The 21182-nt window shown below is 68.2% G+C and carries 18 protein-coding genes, 3 tRNA genes and 1 pseudogene; 6 read left to right on the top strand and 16 right to left on the bottom strand.

Features of this window, described 5'->3' with window-relative positions; all coding sequences use genetic code 11:
* Nucleotides 1-48: 48 nt before the first annotated feature.
* Nucleotides 49-125 (top strand) — tRNA-Ile (locus tag QM809_RS04205).
* A gap of 27 nt (nucleotides 126-152) precedes the next feature.
* A tRNA-Ala gene (locus tag QM809_RS04200) sits at nucleotides 153-225 on the top strand.
* Between the two features lie 696 nt (nucleotides 226-921).
* Here QM809_RS04200 and QM809_RS04195 read toward each other — a convergent pair.
* The 7 genes from QM809_RS04195 to QM809_RS04165 form a co-directional block, all read right to left on the bottom strand.
* Nucleotides 922-1998, bottom strand: coding sequence for a hypothetical protein (locus QM809_RS04195; RefSeq protein ID WP_415044564.1), 1077 nt, complete (start codon nucleotides 1996-1998; stop codon nucleotides 922-924).
* A gap of 731 nt (nucleotides 1999-2729) precedes the next feature.
* A complete protein-coding gene (locus QM809_RS04190) occupies nucleotides 2730-4070 on the bottom strand; it encodes a sensor histidine kinase (protein ID WP_415044563.1) in 1341 nt (446 codons plus the stop codon).
* Nucleotides 4063-4737, bottom strand: coding sequence for a response regulator transcription factor (locus QM809_RS04185; protein ID WP_415044562.1), 675 nt, complete (start codon nucleotides 4735-4737; stop codon nucleotides 4063-4065). The genes QM809_RS04190 and QM809_RS04185 overlap by 8 nt, the downstream gene beginning before the upstream one ends.
* 76 nt (nucleotides 4738-4813) lie before the next feature.
* The gene (locus QM809_RS04180; protein ID WP_415044561.1) at nucleotides 4814-5497 is read right to left on the bottom strand and encodes a hypothetical protein; all 684 of its coding nucleotides are present in this window, start codon (nucleotides 5495-5497) and stop codon (nucleotides 4814-4816) included.
* A 157-nt stretch (nucleotides 5498-5654) separates the two neighbouring features.
* Complete coding sequence (locus QM809_RS04175) at nucleotides 5655-6356, bottom strand: cutinase family protein (protein WP_415044560.1); 702 nt, start codon at nucleotides 6354-6356, stop codon at nucleotides 5655-5657.
* A gap of 184 nt (nucleotides 6357-6540) precedes the next feature.
* Nucleotides 6541-7593: a hypothetical protein gene (locus QM809_RS04170; protein WP_415044559.1), complete on the bottom strand. Its 1053-nt coding sequence runs from the start codon at nucleotides 7591-7593 to the stop codon at nucleotides 6541-6543.
* A gap of 94 nt (nucleotides 7594-7687) precedes the next feature.
* Nucleotides 7688-7819, bottom strand: coding sequence for a hypothetical protein (locus QM809_RS04165; RefSeq protein WP_415044558.1), 132 nt, complete (start codon nucleotides 7817-7819; stop codon nucleotides 7688-7690).
* Nucleotides 7820-7869: 50 nt separating this feature from the next.
* Between QM809_RS04165 and QM809_RS04160 the strand changes: the two genes are divergently transcribed.
* Together QM809_RS04160 and QM809_RS04155 are read left to right on the top strand one after the other, a co-directional pair.
* Nucleotides 7870-8400: a peptidylprolyl isomerase gene (locus tag QM809_RS04160; protein ID WP_415044557.1), complete on the top strand. Its 531-nt coding sequence runs from the start codon at nucleotides 7870-7872 to the stop codon at nucleotides 8398-8400.
* A 151-nt stretch (nucleotides 8401-8551) separates the two neighbouring features.
* Nucleotides 8552-9283: a rhomboid family intramembrane serine protease gene (locus tag QM809_RS04155; protein ID WP_415044556.1), complete on the top strand. Its 732-nt coding sequence runs from the start codon at nucleotides 8552-8554 to the stop codon at nucleotides 9281-9283.
* A gap of 120 nt (nucleotides 9284-9403) precedes the next feature.
* Here QM809_RS04155 and QM809_RS04150 read toward each other — a convergent pair whose 3' ends face one another.
* Together QM809_RS04150 and crgA are read right to left on the bottom strand one after the other, a co-directional pair.
* Entirely contained in the window at nucleotides 9404-9817 is a 414-nt protein-coding gene (locus tag QM809_RS04150; protein ID WP_415044555.1) for a PH domain-containing protein, read from the bottom strand.
* A 149-nt stretch (nucleotides 9818-9966) separates the two neighbouring features.
* On the bottom strand, nucleotides 9967-10260 hold the full coding sequence (gene crgA / locus QM809_RS04145) for a cell division protein CrgA (RefSeq protein WP_415044554.1): 294 nt from the start codon (nucleotides 10258-10260) through the stop codon (nucleotides 9967-9969).
* Nucleotides 10261-10314: 54 nt separating this feature from the next.
* Between crgA and QM809_RS04140 the strand changes: the two genes are divergently transcribed.
* Nucleotides 10315-11025: a glutamine amidotransferase-related protein gene (locus QM809_RS04140; protein WP_415044553.1), complete on the top strand. Its 711-nt coding sequence runs from the start codon at nucleotides 10315-10317 to the stop codon at nucleotides 11023-11025.
* A 241-nt stretch (nucleotides 11026-11266) separates the two neighbouring features.
* Here QM809_RS04140 and pknB read toward each other — a convergent pair.
* From pknB to QM809_RS04105, 7 genes and pseudogenes are all read right to left on the bottom strand, one after another.
* A pseudogene (pknB, locus tag QM809_RS04135) lies at nucleotides 11267-13145 on the bottom strand (Stk1 family PASTA domain-containing Ser/Thr kinase).
* Nucleotides 13146-13148: 3 nt separating this feature from the next.
* Nucleotides 13149-14540 (bottom strand): serine/threonine-protein kinase, encoded by a 1392-nt coding sequence (locus QM809_RS04130; protein WP_415044552.1) that lies wholly within the window; start codon nucleotides 14538-14540, stop codon nucleotides 13149-13151.
* Nucleotides 14540-16027, bottom strand: a complete 1488-nt coding sequence (locus QM809_RS04125) for a peptidoglycan D,D-transpeptidase FtsI family protein (protein ID WP_415044551.1) — start codon at nucleotides 16025-16027, stop codon at nucleotides 14540-14542. Before QM809_RS04125 ends, QM809_RS04130 begins: the two co-directional genes overlap by 1 nt.
* Entirely contained in the window at nucleotides 16024-17448 is a 1425-nt protein-coding gene (locus QM809_RS04120) for an FtsW/RodA/SpoVE family cell cycle protein (RefSeq protein ID WP_415044550.1), read from the bottom strand. The genes QM809_RS04125 and QM809_RS04120 overlap by 4 nt, the downstream gene beginning before the upstream one ends.
* On the bottom strand, nucleotides 17448-18893 hold the full coding sequence (locus QM809_RS04115; RefSeq protein ID WP_415044549.1) for a protein phosphatase 2C domain-containing protein: 1446 nt from the start codon (nucleotides 18891-18893) through the stop codon (nucleotides 17448-17450). The genes QM809_RS04120 and QM809_RS04115 overlap by 1 nt, the downstream gene beginning before the upstream one ends.
* Complete coding sequence (locus tag QM809_RS04110) at nucleotides 18890-19351, bottom strand: FHA domain-containing protein (RefSeq protein WP_415044548.1); 462 nt, start codon at nucleotides 19349-19351, stop codon at nucleotides 18890-18892. The genes QM809_RS04115 and QM809_RS04110 overlap by 4 nt, the downstream gene beginning before the upstream one ends.
* Nucleotides 19352-19470: 119 nt before the next feature.
* Nucleotides 19471-20838 carry an FhaA domain-containing protein gene (locus QM809_RS04105; protein WP_415044547.1) on the bottom strand — a complete coding sequence of 456 codons (1368 nt, stop codon included), beginning with the start codon at nucleotides 20836-20838 and terminating at the stop codon, nucleotides 19471-19473.
* A gap of 213 nt (nucleotides 20839-21051) precedes the next feature.
* On the opposite strand from QM809_RS04105, the gene QM809_RS04100 reads away from it, so the two are divergent.
* Nucleotides 21052-21134 (top strand) — tRNA-Leu (locus tag QM809_RS04100).
* Nucleotides 21135-21182 lie beyond the last annotated feature (48 nt).

Below are 21182 nucleotides of genomic sequence, written 5' to 3'. Positions count from 1 at the left end.
CGTTTTTGTTTTTCGGCTGACGTCATGTAACGTTTCATCTCGGTTCAAGGGCCTATAGCTCAGGCGGTTAGAGCGCTTCGCTGATAACGAAGAGGTCGGAGGTTCAAGTCCTCCTAGGCCCACCACGAACACCCTTCCGGCTTCGCCGGTCCGGGGCCTTAGCTCAGTTGGTAGAGCGCCGCCTTTGCAAGGCGGATGTCAGGAGTTCGAATCTCCTAGGCTCCACAGGCAAAACACCAGATCAGAGGCACTTTCCCGGTTCGATCGGGGGAGTGCCTTTCTCGTTCCCGGCGAGGATCTGACAGGGATCTCCTGTCATCCATGTGTATTCACGGGGCCTTATGGAGCTACCGCGGGGCTATGACGTATGCGGCTGGATGAGGTGTCGTCCTCGTCGAACAGTTCGGCGACGACAGAGGCGAGTGGACTCACGATGTCGAACACCTGAATGCCCACGCGTTGTGCTCGATGTCGTCGAAGTCGGAGGCGGGCCGATCACGGCATAGTTCGGGGCGGCGGAGTCGTTGACGTACAGGCGGCTACCGTTGGGAGTCACCAGGTGCGAGTTCGGGCCGAACCTGTCCGGCCGGCGTTGAGCTCCTATCACGTTGACGAGAGTCGAGGTCACCGCGCCGACGGTTGAACCTTCCAGGGTGACGACGCCGCACCGCATACCCTGAGCGTATCGCCGCGGCCGTCGCCGATGTCACGATAAGATCGAGCGGGCCGCGTTTAGGCGATGCTCTGTACCGCTACCGCTACGAGATCACCGGCGCATCCCCGCTGGGTGAAGCCAAGGCCGTCACGACCGCCGATCAAGCAGCCGAACATCGAGCGGCGCAGACTCATGTGCAACACATCGTCCAGCCGGGCGATAGCGATGGTCGTCGAACCCCGGCAAGCAACATCCAGGGGCGGGAACTACGGTGAGTATGGAACGACAGCGTTCAAGCGCCGTGCGCGACGTATTTGGTAGGATGAACTTGCGAAGAGACCATCGTCGACTTCCATGTCCAGCACTCTGCGCCAGGTGTCCGCCGTCCTCGCGTCCACCCAGTCTTCATCCCACGCGGTGCTTGGAGTAGGCGTTGTCCATGTTGCAAAGTCATCGTTGCTCTCGAACACCGTTCCCTGAACTACATGCGGAGTGCTCTTAGTTCGGTTTGTCGTGTTTGCCAGAACATCGCCGACCACATACTCGTATCCCGCCGCTACATCTTTCCCCAGCTGCTCCACGGTCTCAACGAACGGGGCGTAAGAGCGTCGTCCGATGAACGTGTGCCCGAGGACGTACTTGGTACCGTCCACTGTCAACTGGCCGCAGATCACTCTCACGTCACCGTTGGGTAGCCGTTCATCAAGCCATATCCGCGCGGCTTTTTCATCCGCAGGTTCTTCGGGATGGATTCGGTCTCCGACCCCCGGCTGGCTCATCAGGGGGAACCCCGTCCACTCTCCCTGTCGATCCCGGTGGGCGATACCGGGCGCGACGTCGGCGAAGAATCCCAGCGCGGTCAGCATCGTCCCGGCAACTTCCTTGCCCTCAAGAGTCGCGTCGTAGTCCGCCTTGAGCCGTTGCGTACTTGGCCGTAGTTGGGCGTGGACGGTAGGGGGCACCTCATCCCAGAATGTGTAGATACGTAGTCCAAGAACGCCGCCGATGAGGACGTGCTCGTCCGCTGGGCGAATCACGTGAGCGACATGCTGTGCGATGTTTCGGACGTACTTCACACCTCGAATCACACCTACGTCCGGGTGTCCACCAGAACTCACTATGTTCACGTATGTCGCAGAGTCGTTCACGCTGTTTGTCAGCAGATCGTTGACAGTCTGAGTGGCGACGAGAAACCTCCGCACAGGTGTACCGAGATCCTCGATGCTGTCGTTGCGAGCGGTCTGACCGTAGTAGTCGGCTGCGGCTGTCTGGGCATTGCGCATCGCGGCGCGGAGCGCGGGTAGCTCAGCGGCAGTGATGCTGACCTGCGGTGGATGACTCACGATGCCTCCTATCTGTAAGGAACAACGCTACCCGTGGGGACCTGTGCGATCACGAGACCAAGTCTTGGTGTGAGCCCAGACAGTCATGTGGTGTACGCCGAACCGCTTGGTGATCGACACGACGCTCTCCCCGCGTTCCTCCGGGCAGTTCGGATTGAGTCCAGTTCCCTCTCCGTCAGGGGTGTTCTAGGTCGTCTTCTTGGGGTTCTGACCACCCCAGGCTCACGCTCTGACGGCTCCAACGGCGCGTCGACAAAGCCGGGTTTCGCCTGATTCCACGCGGAACGGAGCTTCTCGAACCGCTGCCAGGTGTTCGGTTTGAGTCCGGCTGCGTCCACAGTTTTTCTCCGACACCCGCACTTTCCTGGCCGCATCCGGGAAAGGTTTCGTCGTCTCGGCCTCGGTGCCGTCTGTCGGTGTCGGCCGTTGCGAGATATCAGCCGACGAGGGCATATTTCCCTCGTGACCCGGTATTTCGCAACGGCCGACCACAGCGAGGCGCACTCGACTCCGCGGGAGAGTATCCGGGTACCGGTGGACCGGGCCGGCGACCAGCGGGGAACGTCGCCGCCAGCACGACGAGCCGTCGACCGCAGGCATGCAGAAATCGGATGCCGCCGTCCACCGTGGCGGCCAGGATCACTCAGACGAGCACGCTCTCCCTCTCTCCCGTTCTCCGCGTGAGCACCGGAGGACGACAGGCGTTCGGCGGGCAGGCGAGACGGCGGAGGTCACCCGTCGGTGTGCTCGGGCAGGTGGATCTCGAGGCGGGCGCCGCCCATCGGCGACTCGGAGAAGCCGGCCTCGCCGCCGGTGTGCTGGGCGGCTTCGGCGATGATCGCCAGACCGAGCCCGGCGCCGCCGTCGCTGCGGCTCCGGGCGTCGTCGCGGCGTTCGAAACGGCGGAAGAGCCGCCGGCGGTCCTCCTCCGGGACGCCGTCGCCGTCGTCGTCGACGTACAGCTCCACCCGTCCGTCGGCGGCATGCAGGACGAAGTCGATCCGGCCGCGGGCGTGCCGCCGGGCGTTCTCGGCGGCGTTGCGCACCGCGCGCACGAGGAGCACCTCGTCGCCGAACACCCGCGCCGGCCCCACCCGTTTGGTGTCGACGGCGACTCCGAGCGCCCGCAGTCGTGATGCCTCGGCGAAGACGATGTCGTCCAGATCCACCTCCCGGCGGTCGCGCGCCATCCCCTCGTCGAGCCTGGCCAGCAGGAGCAGGTCGCTGACGAGTTCGTGCAGTCGCCGCGCCTCGTCGTCGACGACACCGGCCAACTCCGCCAGCGAGGTGGCGGCGGGGTGCCGGAGGGCCACCTGGGTGTGCTGACGGATCGCCGCGACCGGGGAACGCAGTTCGTGGGAGGCGTCGGAGACGAACCGGCGCTGGGTGCGTTGGGCGGCCTCGAGCTTGTCGAGCATCCCGTTCATGGTCGTCGCCAGTCGGGCCACCTCGTCGTCTCCTCCCGGCGCCGCGATGCGGCGCGTGACGTCGTCGCCCGCGGACTCGACGTCCCGGCGGATCCGTTCGACCGGCCGCAGGGCCCGCCCGACCACCGTCCAGATCAGCAGCGCGACGAAGACGCTCACCGCGGGCACCGCAAACGCCATCAGGGTGGTGGCCGCGGCGACCGCCTCCCCGGCGGTGTCCAGACTCCGGCCGAGCACGAGACGATGCTCCCGGCCGTCGAGGACGAGCGACTCGGCGCGCACCAGATAGCGGTCACCGTCGACCTCGACGATCCGATCGTCGACGACGGGCAGGGGCGACGTCGCGTCGTCGGCGTCGTCGCCGGTGCGGGCGACGACCCGGCCGTCGCGCTGGAGCTGGACGATCACCTCGTCGTCGAACTCCGGGAGCGTCCCGCCGGCCTCGGCGTTCCGGGCCAGCTGTTCGGCCTGGGCCTCGGCCGTCTGCGACTCGGCCTCGACGAGGGAGCGGCCGAGGAGGAACACCACGGCCGCCGCACCGAGCGCGAGGACCACCAGCACGACCGCCGCCGTGGAGGCGGTGATCCGCACCCGCAGCGAGAGCCGCGGTCGACGACGTCCGGCCTCCGGTCGCGACTCAGCCATGAGGTATCAGCCGGTAGCCGGCCCCGCGGACCGTCACGATGGTGTCGAGGCCGAACGGCTTGTCGAGCTTGGTCCGCAGGTGCGCGATGTACACCTCGACGATGTTGGCGTCGCCGTCGAAATCGTCGTCCCAGACGGCGGCGAGGATCTCCGCCTTGCTCCGCACCGTCCCGGCCTCTAGGACGAGGAAGTGCAGGACGGCGAACTCCCGGGCGGTCAGCTTGACCGGTGTGCCGCCCCGGCTGACCTCCCTGGTCGCCGGGTCGACGACCAGGTCCCCGACCTCGATCACGGTCGGTCGTTCCGGCCGGCCGCGGCGGATGAGTGCGCGCAGCCGGGCCGTCAGCACCACGTGCTCGGTCGGTTTGACCACGTAGTCGTCGGCGCCGAGATCGAGGCCGTCGACCTGATCCCACGGTCCGTCCTTCGCGGTGAGCATGAGGATCGGAGTCCAGTTCTCCTCCTCCCGCAGCGTGCGGCAGACGGTGTAGCCGCTCATCCCCGGCATCATGACGTCGAGGACGATCGCGTCGTAGCGCACCTCCCGCGCCCGCCAGAGACCGTCGACCCCGTCGTGAGCCAGGTCGACCGAGAAACCCTCCGCTTCGAGGCCGCGCCGGAGCCCGTCCGCGAAACGGACCTCGTCGTCGACCACCAGTACTCGCATGTCTGTCCTCCCGCGATCGGCTGTGTCCAGGATGGATGACGATCCCGCCGGCCGGACCCGTTCGTCGTCGAGGGGTTCACTCGTCCCGTTCGACGGAGACGACGGCGAGGTCACGAGTCAGCCGGACCTCGGTCTCGCTGCCGTCACCGAGGTCGACGGTCACCTCGTAGTGATGGTTCCGGCCGTTCTCGGTGGAGATCGAGGCGACGGTGCCGCGTCCCGCCTCGGCGAGGGCGGCGTCGACGAGGGCGCCGATCCGCGAGGTGTCGAGCACCGGGTTGCCGTCCCGATCGCCGTCGTCGTCCCGGGTGCGGGTGCCGCCGTCGAGCGCGACGACGACGGTGGCGTCGGCGGCGCCCGAACGGGCGACGTCGACCTCCCAGCCGTCGTGGTCGACGGTGATCGCCGTCGCGCCGGTCGCCCCCGGCACCGCGGCGACCGCGGCGTCGACGGCCTTCACGAGGGCGCCGGAGTCGGACGGCACCGCGCGGCCCGGCACCGCGTCGCGGCGTTCGGCGTCGTCGTCATCCCGGTCGTCGGCATCGGTGCGGTCGTCGGCGTCGACGCTCCTGGAGACGGAGGTCGGCTCCTCGTCCGAGGAGACGGAGAGGGCGATCGCTGCACCGGCTCCGCCGATGAGGAGGACCGCCGCGCCGATCGCGGCGCCGACGAGGATCGGGCGTCGTCGTTTCTCGGGCGCGGTGGTCTCCGTCGGCGGGTACGGATCGGGGCCGGGGGTCGGTGTCGCGTGTTCGTTCACGGCGATCATGCTCTCCCGCGGAGACTGAACCTGATCTGAACGACCCTGAACGCTTCTTCAGGAAGCGGCCGCGTCGGGCGGCCATACGGATCGTCGTCAGACCCGGCCGAACGGATCGGCCGGGTCTGACGACGTGAGCGAAGCCGCTAGGCGGCTGTCACATGAAGCGGGCGACGAAGTTCGACGCGACGCCGGTCATGCCGTTGCGCGAGTAGTTGCCGTGCACGGTGTTCGGACGGTCGATGGGGCCGCCGTCGCAGATGTTGTCACCGGGGATGCAGAAGTGCCGGGTCTTGCGGGCGTACAGGGCGCCGACGCGCATCGGCGGAGCGCCGACCTCGTTGAACCAGCGGTCGTTCGGGGCGCCGAAGGTGATCACGCCGGCCACCTTGCTGGCGATCGACGGCGGGAGCACGTTGGGCACCTCGCGGAGCACCAGCGACATCGGGCCGACCTGGTCGCTCACCGCGTAGACGGCCACGACGCCGCCCTGCGAGAAGCCGCCGAGGACGATCTTGGCGCGGGGGCAGGTCCGGGCGATGTACTTCATCTGGTTCTGGGCGCTCCGCACACCGGCGGCGACGGTCTTCAGGAAGTCCGTGCCCTTGTGGAAGTCGTCGCTGGCCTGGTAGTGGACCGGCGAGACCCGGACCTCCCGGCCCGGGAAGCGGGCCCGAAGCGAGTTGCCGAACGCCTGGCCGGTGGTGCCGACGGGAGCGCCGGCCTCCTGGGTGCCGCGGGCGAAGAGCAGGTGGACGTCGGCGCACGGGGCCGCTGCGGCCTGACCGTTGCCGATCGGGACCGCCAGCCCGACCAGCATGGCCAGGGAGGCGAAGGCGATGAGGATCCGCTTGAACATGGCCTGAATGGTACCGGCAGGTAGGTCGAATGTCCTCCCCACTGGTGTGACATAAGTCTTGACCAGGGAGTCGGACAGGCGATCGGCGTGTCGTGTCCCGGTCGGCGTCGTGACCGGAATCGGGAGGATTCGTGTGGTCACGGGCCGAACTGTCGGGGACGGACGATCCCGTTCGACGAGCGATTCAGAGGATGATCCAGAGGTAGGAGACCGTCGCCAGGATCCAGAACACCACCCAGAGCCAGCCGAGACCGATCGCGAACTTCGCGAACGTGGCGCCCGCGCGTTTACCGGAGGAGCACTCGGTACGTCCGCGATAGCCGAGCCACAGGGCGAACGGCACCGTGATCAGGAGGAACCCCAGACCTGCCAGGACGAAACCGATGATCGCCGAGAGGCTGAGCTGGTGATCCTGCCCGGCGGCTGCGGTGCTCCGCCCCGAGGCGTTCTTCGACGACGATGATGTGGACTGACCGGATTGCACGGCGCTCACCGTAGCGTCTGCCGCGGCGGTGCTCGACGACGCACCCGCATCTCCCTCCCCGGCGGCCGTCTGAGCGGGTGCGGGCTTCCCGGCGGCGGGCTTTCCCGCAGCCGATTGCGTCTGGGCCGACTTCGGGGCGGGGGCTCCCGTCGCGCGCGCCGCAGCTGCGGCCCCCGCGGCCTCCGGCACCGCCGAGTAGGCGAGAGAAGGCTGCTGCGGTTGCTGTTTCGGGGCCACCTGAGTCGGCGGTGCGGCCTGCGGCTGCGGTGCGTTCCCGGCCGGCTTCTGCGGAGCGGCCTGATTCTGCGGTCCGGTGGGGTTCTGCTGCGGAGGTCCCGCCTGCGGCGGCCGCGCGGCCTGCTGCGGAACCCCGGGACTCGGTGCGGCGGGACCGCCGTTCGGCTGCTGCTGAGGGGGTCGACCGCCGGGATTCGGCGGCTGCGGTGCGCCGCCAGCCGGGCCGTGCGCCTGACCGGGGCCGCCGGGCTGGCGGGGACCGGGCGCGCCCGGTCCCGCAGCGGGCCGGGACGGCGCTCCGGTCGGTGTGCGGCCCGCGGAATGCTGGGGTCCGGTCGGCGGCGTCTGCTGATTCGTCGTCGACTGACCACGGGCGGGACGCGGTGCGGCCGCAGCAGGCAGAGGTCCGCTTCCGGACGCGGCTCCCGCGGGGGCCTGCACCGGACCGGCGGCGGGATTCGGTCCGCTCGACGGTGCGGGTGTCGCGGGGATGTCGCGAGAGTTATCGGTTGCCACGGACTACAAACTACCCGTTCAGGTCGATCTCAGCGGCGAACCCGGAGCCGGATCACCGAGGCGTGCCACCGGCGGTGTGGCCCACTTCATGTGTTCAGGAATCGATGCGGGGCGGAGCGGGGGCCACTGCGGGGTGCTCGGTGCGGGCATTGCGGACGACGGCGAGGATCCCGAGGAGGAGTGCGACGACGGCGGAGGCGGCGAGAACGGTGACCTTGTTCGACATGCCACCAGCCTGCCAGGTGTCCCGACTTCCCGGCCACCGCGCGTGGTTGTATGGAACTCGTGAGTGATCAGAGCAAGACCGCGACCCTGCACACCAATCGCGGCGACATCGTCATCGAACTGTTCCCGAACCACGCTCCCAAGACCGTGGCGAACTTCGTCGGCCTGGCCGACGGCTCCAAGGAGTACTCCACCGCGAACGCGAAGGGCGAGTCCAGCGGCCCGTTCTACGACGGCTCGGTGTTCCACCGCGTGATCGAGGGCTTCATGATCCAGGGCGGCGACCCGACCGGCACCGGCCGCGGCGGCCCCGGCTACCGCTTCGAGGACGAGTTCCACCCGGAACTCCAGTTCAACAAGCCGTACCTGCTGGCGATGGCGAACGCCGGGCCGGGCACCAACGGCTCGCAGTTCTTCATCACCGTCGGACCGACCCCGCATCTGAACCGTCGTCACACCATCTTCGGCGAGGTCACCGATCCGGCGAGCCAGGCCGTCGTCGACGCCATCGCGACCACCGCCACCGATCGTGCCGACCGTCCGCGCGACGAGGTCGTGATCGAGAGCGTCGAGATCTCCTGATTTGCCGAACACCTGTCCTCGGCATCCCGACCGCCCCACCGCGCTCTCCTGTACGCGGTGCGGGCGGTCGGCCTGTCCCGAGTGTCTTCGCCCCGCACCCGTAGGTCAGCACTGCGTCGACTGCGTCGCGCGGGAGCAGGCCGCCGCCCGGGTGGATCCCGCGGCGCCGGCGCAGGCGGCCACCGCGACCCCGTACGTCACGTTCGGGCTGATCGCGGTGAACGTCGTCCTCTTCCTCGCCTGTCTGGCACAGGCCGGCCGCGGTGTGCTGTTCAGCAGCCGGGAACTGGGACGTTCGACGATCATGCAGGAGGGGGTGCTGATCACCGGATGGGACGGCGTCTTCCTCGACGAGTACTGGCGCCTGTTCACGTCGGGCTTCCTGCACTGGTCGCTGATGCATCTCGCGGTCAACATGATCTCGCTGTACGTCGTCGGCCGAGATCTCGAACGTCTGTTCGGTAAGGTCCGGTACGGTGCCCTCTATCTGATCGCACTGCTCGGCGGCAGTGCGGCCGTCGTCGTCCTGGAGCACGACGGCGCTCTGACCGCCGGCGCCTCCGGTGCCCTCTACGGTCTTCTCGGAGCACTGCTGGTGGTGGTGCTCAGACTCAAGCTCCCGGCGACGTCGGTGCTGACCGTCATCGTGCTCAACGTGGTGATCTCGTTCGGCATCCCGGGGATCTCGCTCTACGCGCACCTGGGCGGTCTGCTCTTCGGGGCGCTCTCCGCGCTGGCCCTGCTGTGGTTGCCGATGGTGCTCCTCGCCCCCGAAGAGCGCACCGTGGCCGCGGTGAGCCGGGTCGGCTGGATCGGTCTCGCCGCACTGTTCGTGATCGCCTCGGGAATCGGCATCGGATACGGGGCGGTACTGAGCCTCTGATGCGGTCGTGAGTCGAGATCGCTGCGCGCGGCCGGTCTTCGTTCACGCGGTCGATGTGTACCGACCGCAGGAACGAAGACCGACCGCGGGAGGTCGTTCAGCCGGATCCGTCGACTCGCCTCACCGGCGGCGCACGGTGAAACCGGCGTCGGCCAGCTCCTCGGCGACGATGCTCGGATTCTCGCCCAGATCCCATCGGCCGAAGACCAGCAGGCGGCCGCTGTCGTCGGACTGTTCGATCAGCAGTTGCCTGGAGCGGAAGGCGAGTCGCCGGGTGTCGAGCAGTTCGATGCTCGCGATGTCCGCGGGGCGCAGTTCGTAGCCGCCGCGCAGCGTCCGCACGGTGAGTACCGGCCCGGTGGTCAAGGTCAGCCGCGGACGGCGGATCACCGCCGACATCCCGGCGAAGAAGCTGCCGAGTGCGGCGATGCCCAGCAGGACCGTCGCCGGCGGATCCGCGTACGACGCCGCGGCGGCCACTGCGAGGACCGTCCCCAGCCCGGCGAGCGCGATCCCCGCGGGCAGCGGTGTCATCCACGCTCGTCCGGGGTCGTTCACAGGATGATCCACAGTTTTACCCACAGAAGTTGTCCACATTGGGGATAACCTCATCCCACCGTTGTCCACAATGTGGATGACTTATGCACATCGAATCCACAGACTGGGGACAACTGGGGAATCGGTCAGCGCCAACCCATCGTCATCAACAAACCCGCCACCCCGAGTCCGAACCCGATCAGCAGATTCCAGGAACCGAGCTGGTTCATCCAGTGGAGTGCGCGGCCCTCGGCACCGTAACCCGTCGCACCCGAGGCGCCCAGGTAGTAGACGAGGAGCCAGGCGAGGCCCACCAGCATGAACCCGAACATGAAGGTCTGGTAGACGATGCCCGACGGGCCCGCCTTGACCTTCACCGGCGTGCGGCTCGCCGTGTTGATCGTGTAGTCGGTCTTCTTCCGCACCTTTGACTTAGGCATGCTTCTACGGTAACCCAGGCGCGCTGTCGGACGGGAAACCGATAATCTTGCTGCGTGCGCATTCTGGTCATCGACAATTACGACAGCTTCGTCTACAACCTGGTCCAGTACCTGGGCCAACTCGGAGTCGAGGCCGACGTCTGGCGCAACGACGACGCCCGGTTGCTCGGTTCCGGGAACACCGCGAGCGGACCGGAGACGTCGAGTCCGGAGCCCGGATCGGAGACCGTCGAGTCCCTCCTGAACGCCGTGGTGGCCGAGTACGACGGCATCCTGCTCTCTCCCGGACCCGGTACCCCGCAGCGGGCGGGCGCGACCATGCCGATCATCCCGATCGCGGCGGCGGCCGGCACCCCGCTCCTCGGTGTGTGCCTGGGACACCAGGCGATCGGCGCCGCCTTCGGCGGCACCGTGGACCGGGCCCCCGAACTCCTGCACGGCAAGACCTCACTGGTCACGCACGACGGGGAGGGCGTCCTGGCCGGTCTGCCCGATCCGTTCGTGGCGACCCGCTACCACTCGCTCACGGTGCTCCCCGAGACGGTGCCCGAAGAACTCGTGGTCACCGGGACCACCGAATCGGGCATCGTGATGGCGATGCGGCATCGTGAACTGCCGATCCACGGCGTGCAGTTCCATCCGGAGAGCGTCCTGACGCAGGGCGGACACCGGATGCTCGCCAACTGGCTGCGCGTGTGCGGGATGGACGTGCCCGAGCACCGGGTGGCCGCGCTGGAGGCGGAGGTCGCCGCCGCACTCGGATAGCGGTGCCGCCGCGACCGGTTCCCGGGGGTGACCGGTCGCGGGAGCCCTTCGACGCGAAGACTCGCTGCGCTCGCATTCGGCTCAGGGAGCTGAACGAGGGCTCGCCGCGCTCACCTGAAGTCAGGGAGCGGAACGAAGGCTCGCTGCGCTCGCATGAGACTCAAGGAGCGCAGCGAAGGTTCACTGCGCTCACCTGTGGATCAGGGAGCGACGAGGCGATGCGTGCCGAGGACGGGGAGGATCAGCCCGGGATCAGGCTGGCCCGTCCCACGGTGATCGTGATCGACTGGTTCTTCTTCACCCGGGACCCGGACTGCGGCGACTGGGACATCACCTTGCCGTCGAGCCGCGACGTCAGGCCGACACCGCGCGATCGGGTGTCGAGGTCGTTGCTCTCCCAGCCGGCGGAGCGCAGGGCGGCGCGGACCTGATCGGGCGTCTTGCCGCGCAGATCCGGCACCACGAACTGGTTGCCTCGCGAGACCACCACCTGCACGGTGCTGCCGACCTCCACCGTCTGACCGGCCACCGGACGCATGGACAGGACCTGGCCGGCAGGCAGGTCCGAGTCGCCGTCGACGGGTTCCATCTCCAGACCCATCTGGCCCAGCGTGGTGCTCGCCCGATCCTTGCTCTGACCGACGAGGTCGGGCACGGTCACCTCCTTGGGGCCGGTGCCCACGAAGATGATCACCATCGAGTTGACGGCGGTGTCGCTGCCGGCGATCGGATTGGTCCGCAGCACGCGGTCCTTCATGGCCGCGGTGGAGTCGGCCTTGGCCTGCCGGTACTGGAGGAAACCGGCCTTCTGCAGGGTGCTGATCGCATCGCGCGGGCTCTTGCCGCGCAGATCGGGGATGGGGTGCCGCTCCGGTCCGGAGGAGACGTAGAGGGTCACCTCCGAGCCCTCGCGGGTCGGCACGTCGTTGCCCGGGACGGTGTGGATCGCATTGCCCTGAGCCACGTCCAGGCTGGGTTTGTTCAGTGTCTTGACCCGGAATCCGGCCTGCTCCAGGTTGGCCTTGGCGGCGTCGGAGGCCAGACCGGTCACCTTGGGCACCGCGATCAGCGGCGCCGTCGACCACGGAGCCCAGACGAACATGCCGGCGACCAGGGAGATCACCATCAGCACGCCGACCGTGGCCAGGACCGAACGGCGCCGGTAGAACGGCGTCCGGCCGTCGTCGTCGTGATCGTCGTCGTCGCGTCGTCGTCCGCTGCCCATGGCCTTCTGCGGCATCGTCTTCGAGCGACTCGTGGTCGAGGAGCATCGGGGCCGAAGGCTTGCCGCCGGCCAGCACCTTGATCAGGTCGGACCGGAAATCGGCCGAGGTCTGGTACCGGTTGGCCGGGTTCTTGCTCATCGCCTTCATCACGACGGAGTCCAGCTCCGGCGAGATGTCCGGGTTCACCTGAGACGGCCGCCGAGGATCCTCGTGGACGTGCTGATGGGCGACGGCGATGGGCGAGTCACCCGTGAACGGCGGCTCGCCGGTGATCAGCTCGAACAGGACGCAGCCCATCGAGTAGATGTCGCTGCGCGGATCCACCTTGATGCCGCGGGCCTGTTCCGGTGACAGGTACTGGGCGGTGCCCATGACCGCCGAGGTGGCGGTCATGGTGGCGCCGGTGTCGTCCATGGCGCGCGCGATGCCAAAGTCCATCACCTTGACCGCGCCCTGGTGGTCGATCATCACGTTGGCCGGCTTCATGTCGCGGTGGACGATGCTCGCGCGATGCGAGAAGTCCATGGCGGCGGCGACGTCGGCCATCCACGTCATCGCCTGGCGCTGCGGGATCGGCCCCTGCGCCCGCAGGACGTCGCGCAGCGTGTCGCCGTCGACGTACTCCATGACGATGAACGGCAGCGGCCCCTCCGGGGTCTCGGCCTCACCGGTGTCGAAGACCTGGACGATCGTCGGGTGGTTCAGCTTGGCTGCGTTCTGCGCCTCCCGGCGGAAACGCAGGTAGAACATCGGATCCCGGGCCAGATCGGGGCGCAGGATCTTGATCGCGACGTCGCGATGCAGGAGCAGGTCCCGGGCGAACTGCACCTCGGACATGCCTCCGAAGCCGAGCGTCTCGCCCAGCTCATACCGGTCGGAGAGGAGTTCTTCCATCGGTCAGCCCCACGGAGGGCGGAAGGTCGGCAACTGCAGTCCCGGCCGCTGAGTGCTGGGCGCGGTCCGCGACTCCGAGGTCTCGGGCTCGTCGGTCTCCGGCTCGTCCGTCTCGGTCTCGCTCTCCTCCGTCTCGGAGGTGGTGGTCGGCTCCTCGGTGGTCGTGTACTCCGGCTGCTCGGTCGTGGTGGTGCGGGTACGCGTGGTCGTCGTGCGTTCCGGTGTCGTCGAGACGGTCTCCGTCGAGAGCGACGGCGGTGTCGGGGTGGGATCGGTCGGCGACTGATTGAGCACCCAGAAACCGATCAGGCCGACGGCGACGATCAGCAGCAGTGCGGCGACGGCGGCGAGCGTCTTCTGGCCGGAACTCCAGCCGTCCCCGGACGACGCCGCGGCGGTGGCGGCCTTCGACACCGGCGCCGGGCCGGTGGGCGGTCGGTGCACACCGGTGGCGGGCCGGTGCACGGGGGCGGCGGGAGGCACCGCCGAGGCCGCGGTGCTGACCCGGGTGGACGGGCGGGACGCCGGAGCGCCGCCGCCGCGAGGCGTGGGCGGGCGGTGGCCGGCCCGCACGGCGGCGACGGCCTCGGCGAACTCGCCGCCGGTGGCGTACCGCTGCTGCGGGTCCTTCTCCAGGGTGATCATGATCAGCTCGCGGACCGGCGCCGGAACGGAGTCCGGGAGCGGCGGCGGCGGATCCTGGATGTGCTTCATCGCGACGGTCAGGGCACCGTCGCCGGTGAACGGACGCACGCCGGTGAGGGCCTCGTAACCCACCACGCCGAGCGAGTAGACGTCCGAGGCCGCGGTGGCCTCGCCGCCGGTGGCCTGCTCCGGAGAGATGTACTGGGCGGTGCCCATCACCATGCCGGTCTGCGTCACCGGGGCCGCGTCGACGGCCTTCGCGATGCCGAAGTCGGTGATCTTGACCTGCCCGGTGGGCGTGATCAGGATGTTGCCCGGTTTCACGTCGCGGTGGATCAGGCCCTGCACGTGTGCGGCCTGCAGCGCCCAACCGGTCTGCTCGAGCATGTCGAGCGTGTGGTTCAGCGAGAGCGTGCCCATGCGGGAGATCACCGCGTTCAGCGGCTCACCGTCGACCAGTTCCATCACCAGGTACGCGAGCGGATCACCGCCGTTGCGGTCCGGTGTCTCGCCGTAGTCGAAGACGTTCGCGATGCCCGGATCGTTCAGGCGCGCGGTGGTCTGCGCCTCGGTGCGGAACCGGGCGAGGAAGGTCGGATCGTTCGAGTACTCGGCCTTGAGGACCTTGACCGCGACACGACGGCCCAGCCGCGTGTCGATGGCCTCCCACACCTGGCCCATGCCGCCGGTGGCGATCAGTCGGACCAATCGATACCGGTCGGCGATGATGGTGCCGTTCTGCAGGCTCATCAGTTACCTCCCGTATAAGCATTCAACACTGCGCGTCCAATCGGGGCCGCGATCAGGCCGCCGTACGACTGCGCCCCCTGGTTTCCGTTCTCGACCATCACTGCGACCGCGATCCGCGCATTGGCACTGGGCGCGAAGGCGATGTACCAGGCGTAGGCGCTGCCGCTGCGGTTCGGGTCGGTGGTGCCGGTCTTCGAGGCGACCCCCGACTGCCCCTGCTGCGCCGATCGTTCCGACCGGATCATCATGTCGGTCAGCGTCTCGGCCTCTTCGGCGCTGAGCGGTCTGTTGACCTCCGACGGGGACGTCGTCGACACCGTCCGGAGATCGGCCGTCTGCAGCTTGTCGATGACGTACGGCTGCATGCGGACCCCGCCGTTGGCGACGGTCGCGGCGTTCACCGCGTTCTGCAACACGGTCAGCCGGACGTCGCGTTCGCCGATGGATGCCTGGGCGAGGGCGGCGGGGTCGCCGTTCAGATCGCCGATGGTCGATTTCGCGACGCGCATCGGGATCCCGGTCGGGTCCTCGCCGACGCCGAACTTCATCGCGGTGGAACTGAACTCGGCGAACTCGTCGCCGGGCAGCTTCTTGGTCACCAGCTCGGCGAAGGCCGTGTTGCAGGAGGCCTCGAAGGCCTGGGCCAGGGTGACGGTGCCGCCCTCGGCGCCCGGACAGGTCACGTTGTTGTTGTTCGGCAGCACGCTGGTCGAGTCCGGCAGCTGGAAGGTCCGTTCCGCGGTGAGGCGCGTACTGGACTTGAGGCCGGATTTGAGACCGGTCGCGGCGGTGACCACCTTGAACGTGGATCCGGGCGGGTAGAGCTCGGCGATGGCCCGGTTGGTGAGCCGGGCCGGCACGCCTTCGCGGGTGAGCTCGTTCCAGCTCGTCTCGGCGGCCTGGGAATCCTGGGTGGCCAGCGAGTTCGGGTCGTAACTGGGGGTCGACACCATCGCCAGGATCTTGCCGCTGCTCGGCTCCAGTGCGACGACGGCGCCGCGGCACGGTCCCGAGCACTGGCCCTGCCGGAGCGCGTTGAACGCGGCGATCTGCAGTTTCGGGTCGACGGTGGTCACCACGTTGCCGCCGCGCGGATCGCGACCGGAGAACATGTCGACGAACCGCTGGGTGAACAGTCGGTCGTCGCTGCCGGACAGGAAGGGGGCCTCGGCCGCCTCCACGCCGCGGTCGGAGCCGTAGCGCAGCGAGTAGAACCCGGTCACGGGTGCGAACGCGTTCGGGTTGGTCGGGTACTCGCGCTGGTACTTGAAGCGGTTTCCGCTCGGCACCGATCGAGCCAGGATGGTGCCGTCGGCGGCGACGATCATGCCGCGCTGACGCGAGTACTCGTCGAACAGCACGCGGGCGTTGCGGCTGTCGTTGCGGAGTGAGTCGGCCTTGAACACCTGGACGTAGGTGGCGTTGCCGAGGAGCAGCACGATGATCGCGATCACCGCGAGGGAGGCGCGTTGGATGGGGCGGTTCATGTGCGCTTCACCACCTGGGTCGGCATCGCCTCGACCTGGACCTTCGGCCGCGGTTTGGGCGCATCGGGCTCACGTGCGGCGTTGGAGATCCGGATCAGGACGGCAACCAGGATGTAGTTGGCGAGCAGCGACGAGCCGCCGTAGGAGAGGAACGGCGAGGTGAGACCGGTCAGCGGGATCAGCTTGGAGACGCCGCCGAACACGACGAAGAGCTGGATGATGACCGTCATCGACAGTCCGGCGGCCAGCAGTTTGCCGAAGCTGTCGCGGACGGCGACGGCGGTGCGCAGGCCGCGCATCACGAAGATGAAGTACAGCATGAAGATCGCGGCCAGGCCGACCAGCCCGAGTTCCTCACCGAACGAGGTGAGGATGAAGTCGGTGTTGGGGAACGGCACGATGTTCGGGCGTCCCGATCCCAGACCCGTCCCGAACAGGCCGCCGGTCGCGAGTCCGAACAGACTCTGGGCGACCTGATAGCCGGTGGTCTCGTACGTCGCGAACGGATCGAGCCAGACGTCGATGCGGACCTGCAGGTGCGAGAAGAGGAAGTACGCCACCACGGCACCGCTCGCGAACAGTCCGAGCCCGAGCAGCAGCCAGCTGACCCGTTCGGTGGCGATGTACAGCATGACCAGGATCGTGGCGAAGAGCAGCAGTGCGCTGCCCAGATCCGTCTCGAGGCCGAGGATCCCGAACGTGATGACCCAGGCGGCCAGGATCGGGCCCAGATCGCGGGCGCGGGGGAAGTCGATCCCCAAGAACTGTTTGCCCGCGGTGGTGAACAGATCGCGGCGCGACACCAGGAAGGCCGCGGTGAAGATGATGATCAGGATCTTGGAGAACTCACCCGGCTGGATGCTGAAGAACGGGGTGCGGATCCAGATCTTGGCGCCGTTGATCTCCGAGAGCGAGGCCGGCAGGATCGCCGGGATCGCCAGGAAGATCAGGCCCGCCGCGCCGAGCGTGTAGCCGTACCGGGCCAGCGTGCGGTGGTCGCGGAGCGCGATGAGCGTCGCGCTGAAGGCGATCGTGCCCAGGACGGCCCAGAGCAGCTGCTGATCGGCGTTCGAGGTGGGCTCGGTGGCGGTGAGCAGCTCGTCGGGGCGGGCGGTGCCCAGGTCGAGCCGGTGGATCATCACCAGACCGAGACCGTTGAGCGCCGCCACGGCGGGGAGCAGGGTCGGGTCGGCGTACGGCGCGTAGCGGCGGATCACCAGGTGCGCGGCGGCGAACAGGCCGCCGTAGGCGCCGACGAACTTGAACAGGTCCAGGGTGATCGTCTGGTTCTGTGACGTCTCGACGAGCAGCAGCGCCACCGAGACCAGCACCAGGGCACAGACCAGCAGCACCAGCTCGGTGGTGCGTCCTCGACCGGTCGGCGCCGCGGGGGGTGCAGACGAAGCAGGAGAGTCGGCCATCAGCCCTCCCGACAGGGCTGGTGACCCTCTTCGGCATCGGTGGAGGTCTCCGGGGCCGACGTCGGCGTCGGCGCAGCGGAGTGCGACGGTGCCGGGTGCGGTTCGGAGCCGTGCGGTGCCGGGGTCGGTGCGGTCGGCTGATCACCCTCGGGGACTTCGAGGGGTTGGCACAGGCGGCGCAACTCGAGTTCGCGGACGCGCTGCTGCACGTCGCGCAGACCGAGGTTCTTGATGCTCTTGGACTGCACGGTGGTCTGGCTGAAATCGGTCAGATCACTGACCTTCATCGGCAGGCAGGCGGTGCCGGAGTCGGCGGGCATGAAGGTCACCTCGGGCTCCTCCGACTTCGGATTCACGATGCAGACCTTCTCGCCGGGCTGCTCGAAGTCGATGAACAGCAGGCTTTCGGGCGTGCCCCGCTTGATCACCACGGAGCCGCCGTCCTCGCTGACGAAGTAGTTCTCCATCGCCTTGGAACGGACGACGAAGAACCCGGTCACCAGCAGAACCAGGAGCACCACGCCGGCGAGCACCAGCAGGGGGAGCCGCCACGGCCGACGAGGCGGCTCGGGGTCCGGGTCGGTGTTCAGCGTGGGGCGCTGGGTGGGCTCGGGCGGCGGACGCAGCGCCGCGGCCCGGCCGGCCGCCGTCTTCGGGTTGGGGACGTATCCGGCCTGGTCGTCGGTGCCGGCGGCACCGCCCAGGATGGGGCGGGACTCCCCGTACTGGGTGTCGACGACGTCGGCCACCACCACGGTGACGTTGTCCGGGGCGCCGCTGCGGAGGGCGAGCTCGATCAGCCGATCGGCGCACTCGGTGTGGTCGGTGACGGTCGAGAGGGTGTCGGAGAGGGTCTCCTCGCTCACCACGTCCGAGAGGCCGTCGCTGCACAGCAGGTAGCGGTCGCCGGCGCGGGCCTCGCGGATGGTGAGGGTCGGTTCCACCTCCTGGCCGGTGAGGGCCTTCATGATCAGCGATCGCTGCGGGTGGGTGTGCGCCTGTTCGGCGGTGATGCGGCCCTCGTCGACCAGCGTCTGGACGAAGGTGTCGTCGCGGGTGATCTGGGTCAGCTGGCCGTCGCGCAGCAGGTAACCACGCGAGTCGCCGACGTGGCACAGGCCGATGCGGCTGCCCGCGAACAGGATGGCGGTGAGCGTGGTGCCCATGCCGTCGAGTTCGGGATTGCGGTCGACCTGAGCGGCGATCGCCTCGTTGCCCGCGCGGGTGGCGGCGTCGAGGGCGTCGAGCAGGTTGCCGGGCGGCTCGTCGTCGTCGAGCGTGCGCAGCGACTGGATGACCAGCTGGCTGGCCACCTCGCCGGCCGCGTGGCCGCCCATGCCGTCGGCGAGGGCCAGCAGGCGGGCGCCCGCGTAGACGGAGTCCTCGTTGTTGGACCGGACCAGACCCCGGTCGCTTCGCGCGATGTAGCGCAGTACCAGAGTCACGAGCGCAACTCGATCACGGTCTTGCCGATGCGGATCGGCGTGTTCAGGGCGACTCGCACGGCGGTGGTCACCTTGCCGCGGTCCAGATAGGTGCCGTTGGTGGAGCCGAGATCCTCGACGTACCAGTCGTCACCGCGTTTGGAGAGCCGGGCGTGTCTCTCGGATGCGTAGTCGTCGGAGAGGACCAGGGTGGAGTCGTCGGCGCGGCCGATGAGGACCGGCTGGTCGCCGAGGGTGATCCGGGTGTTGGCGAGAGCACCCGCGGTGACCACGAGGTAGCGGGCGCCTCCGCGGCTGACGCCCTTGCTGCGGCGCTGTTTCCGGAATCCGCCGGTCGGCGTACGGTTACCGGCCGCGGAGGCGAGATCACCGCGCATGGATCGGATGATGGCGTATACGAAAAGCCACAGCAGGATCAGGAACCCGAAACGGGTCAACTGCAAGACGATGCCTTGCATTCGCGCTTCACCTCCCGTGAATGGATCGGACCGGACTGTACCGGCAACGGGCATCGGGTCGATGCACGCCTGCGGTCGGGGCGTCGCTGGGCCCCGACCGCATTCTATGGCCTGGCGGATTACTGGAAGCGGACCGTGATGTCGGAATGTCCCAATCGGATCCGGTCGTTGTCGGCGAGCTTCCAGCTCGTCACGGCCATTCCGTTGACGGTTGTCCCGTTGGTGGACTGGAGATCTTGAAGCATAGCGTTCTGCCCGTCCCACGCGATGTCGATGTGGCGTCGGGACACGCCGGTGTCGGGAAGCCGGAACTGCGCATCCTGGCCGCGGCCGACGACGTTGGAGCCCGGACGCAGCGAGTACGTGCGGTTGCTGCCGTCCTCCAGGACCAGGCTGATCGCCGCGGGTGCCTGGCCGCCGGCCATGCCCGGCTGCGCCATCCCGGGAGCGAACGCGGTCTGGTCGTAGGCGGCCTGCTGGCCGTAGGGGTCGGCGCCCGGCTGGCCGTAGCCCTGCTGGTCGTAACCGGGCTGCTGCGCGTAGCCCTGGTCGTACCCCGGCTGCTGGCCGTAGGGGTCGGCGCCCGGCTGCGCGTAGCCCTGCTGGTCGTAGCCCGGCTGCTGCGCGTAACCCTGATCGTATCCGGGCTGCTGGCCGTAGCCCTGCTGGTCGTAACCGGGCTGCTGCGCGTAGCCCTGGTCGTACCCCGGCTGCTGCCCGTACTGGTCGTAGCCGCCCGGCTGCGCGTAGGCCTGCTGGTCGTAGCCCGGCTGCTGCCCGTAACCGGCCTCGGCGGGCGGCTGGCCGTAGGCGGGCTGGTCGTACGCCTGCTGCCCGTAGCCCTGGTCGTATCCCGGCTGGCCGTAGCCCTGCTGGGGGTCGTACGCCGGCTGCTGCCCGTACGGGTCGTAGCCGCCCTGCTGGCCGTAGCCCTGTCCGGGGTACTGGCCGTCGTTTCCGGGGGGATTGGTCATGTCGGGGGCTCCTTGGCTGGGGCTTTCAGTTTGCTGGGACGGTTCGGGGCGGGCCGGCGTCGGTCGTGGTTTGACGTCGGGATCGACGACGCCGCGGGTGCGGAACTGTCCGGTGTGCAGCGACGGCACCTGATCGAACTCTACGACGACGGGGCCGTAGGTCTGCCATCCATTGTCGCGGATGAAGTCTTCGAGGTGTCGGGAAAAGATCTTCCGGTTGAGTTCGTACTCTTCGCTGACGTGACTCAGGTCCGACTCGCTGAGCAGGACGGTGTAGCTGTTGGACACCAGCCAGGCGCCGTCCCCGAGGTCCTCCGCCGACGCCTCGGCCTCGCGCTGCAGGTTGTTCTCGATCTCTTGTGGAGCCACTTGACCACCGAAAACGCGCGCGAAACCGCCGTCGACGGCAGACTCGAGCTTGCGCTCGATTCGGTCCAACAGGCCCACGGTGTCTCCTTCTCGTTCGGCTCGGCGGGTCGGCGTGCTTCGATCGTGGATCAATGCTACCGGCATACCGCCAGGTCGCACCTTTCCCAGTCTGGTCGCACCTCGCCCGTCATCGGTGTGTTGCCGGGTCCGACCCGGTGTGCGTGTCGTCACGTCGCGACGGACCTCGTCGTCTTCGCTGGTCAGGGCGGTTCGGAGGACTCGATTTTTACTTCTGCGATGTCCCGTGTAATCTTCGTTGAGTCCGAGTGACAAGCCGTCGAGAGATCGACAAGCCACGGGCGAGTGGCGGAATGGCAGACGCGCTGGCTTCAGGTGCCAGTGTCCTTCGGGACGTGGGGGTTCAAGTCCCCCTTCGCCCACCGAGAGAAAGACCCCGGTTTCCACCGGGGTCTTTCTCGTTTCCGAGG

Origin of the sequence: Gordonia sp. (in: high G+C Gram-positive bacteria), from assembly GCF_047600385.1 — a bacterium.
Taxonomy (GTDB): Bacteria; Actinomycetota; Actinomycetes; order Mycobacteriales; family Mycobacteriaceae; genus Gordonia.
The sequence above is the reverse complement of the archived record's forward strand: the minus strand, read 5'-3'. Positions and strand labels throughout refer to the sequence as shown.

Coding starts and splice junctions, on each gene's coding strand:
- QM809_RS04175 (WP_415044560.1), bottom strand. CDS start 6,356: ATGTTCAAGCGGATCCTCATCGCCTTCGCCTCCCTGGCCATGCTGGTC.
- QM809_RS04160 (WP_415044557.1), top strand. CDS start 7,870: ATGGAACTCGTGAGTGATCAGAGCAAGACCGCGACCCTGCACACCAAT.
- QM809_RS04105 (WP_415044547.1), bottom strand. CDS start 20,838: ATGCCGGTAGCATTGATCCACGATCGAAGCACGCCGACCCGCCGAGCC.
- QM809_RS04110 (WP_415044548.1), bottom strand. CDS start 19,351: ATGCAAGGCATCGTCTTGCAGTTGACCCGTTTCGGGTTCCTGATCCTG.
- QM809_RS04165 (WP_415044558.1), bottom strand. CDS start 7,819: ATGTCGAACAAGGTCACCGTTCTCGCCGCCTCCGCCGTCGTCGCACTC.
- crgA (WP_415044554.1), bottom strand. CDS start 10,260: ATGCCTAAGTCAAAGGTGCGGAAGAAGACCGACTACACGATCAACACG.
- QM809_RS04150 (WP_415044555.1), bottom strand. CDS start 9,817: ATGACACCGCTGCCCGCGGGGATCGCGCTCGCCGGGCTGGGGACGGTC.
- QM809_RS04120 (WP_415044550.1), bottom strand. CDS start 17,448: ATGGCCGACTCTCCTGCTTCGTCTGCACCCCCCGCGGCGCCGACCGGT.
- QM809_RS04130 (WP_415044552.1), bottom strand. CDS start 14,540: ATGAGCCTGCAGAACGGCACCATCATCGCCGACCGGTATCGATTGGTC.
- QM809_RS04190 (WP_415044563.1), bottom strand. CDS start 4,070: ATGGCTGAGTCGCGACCGGAGGCCGGACGTCGTCGACCGCGGCTCTCG.
- QM809_RS04185 (WP_415044562.1), bottom strand. CDS start 4,737: ATGCGAGTACTGGTGGTCGACGACGAGGTCCGTTTCGCGGACGGGCTC.
- QM809_RS04125 (WP_415044551.1), bottom strand. CDS start 16,027: ATGAACCGCCCCATCCAACGCGCCTCCCTCGCGGTGATCGCGATCATC.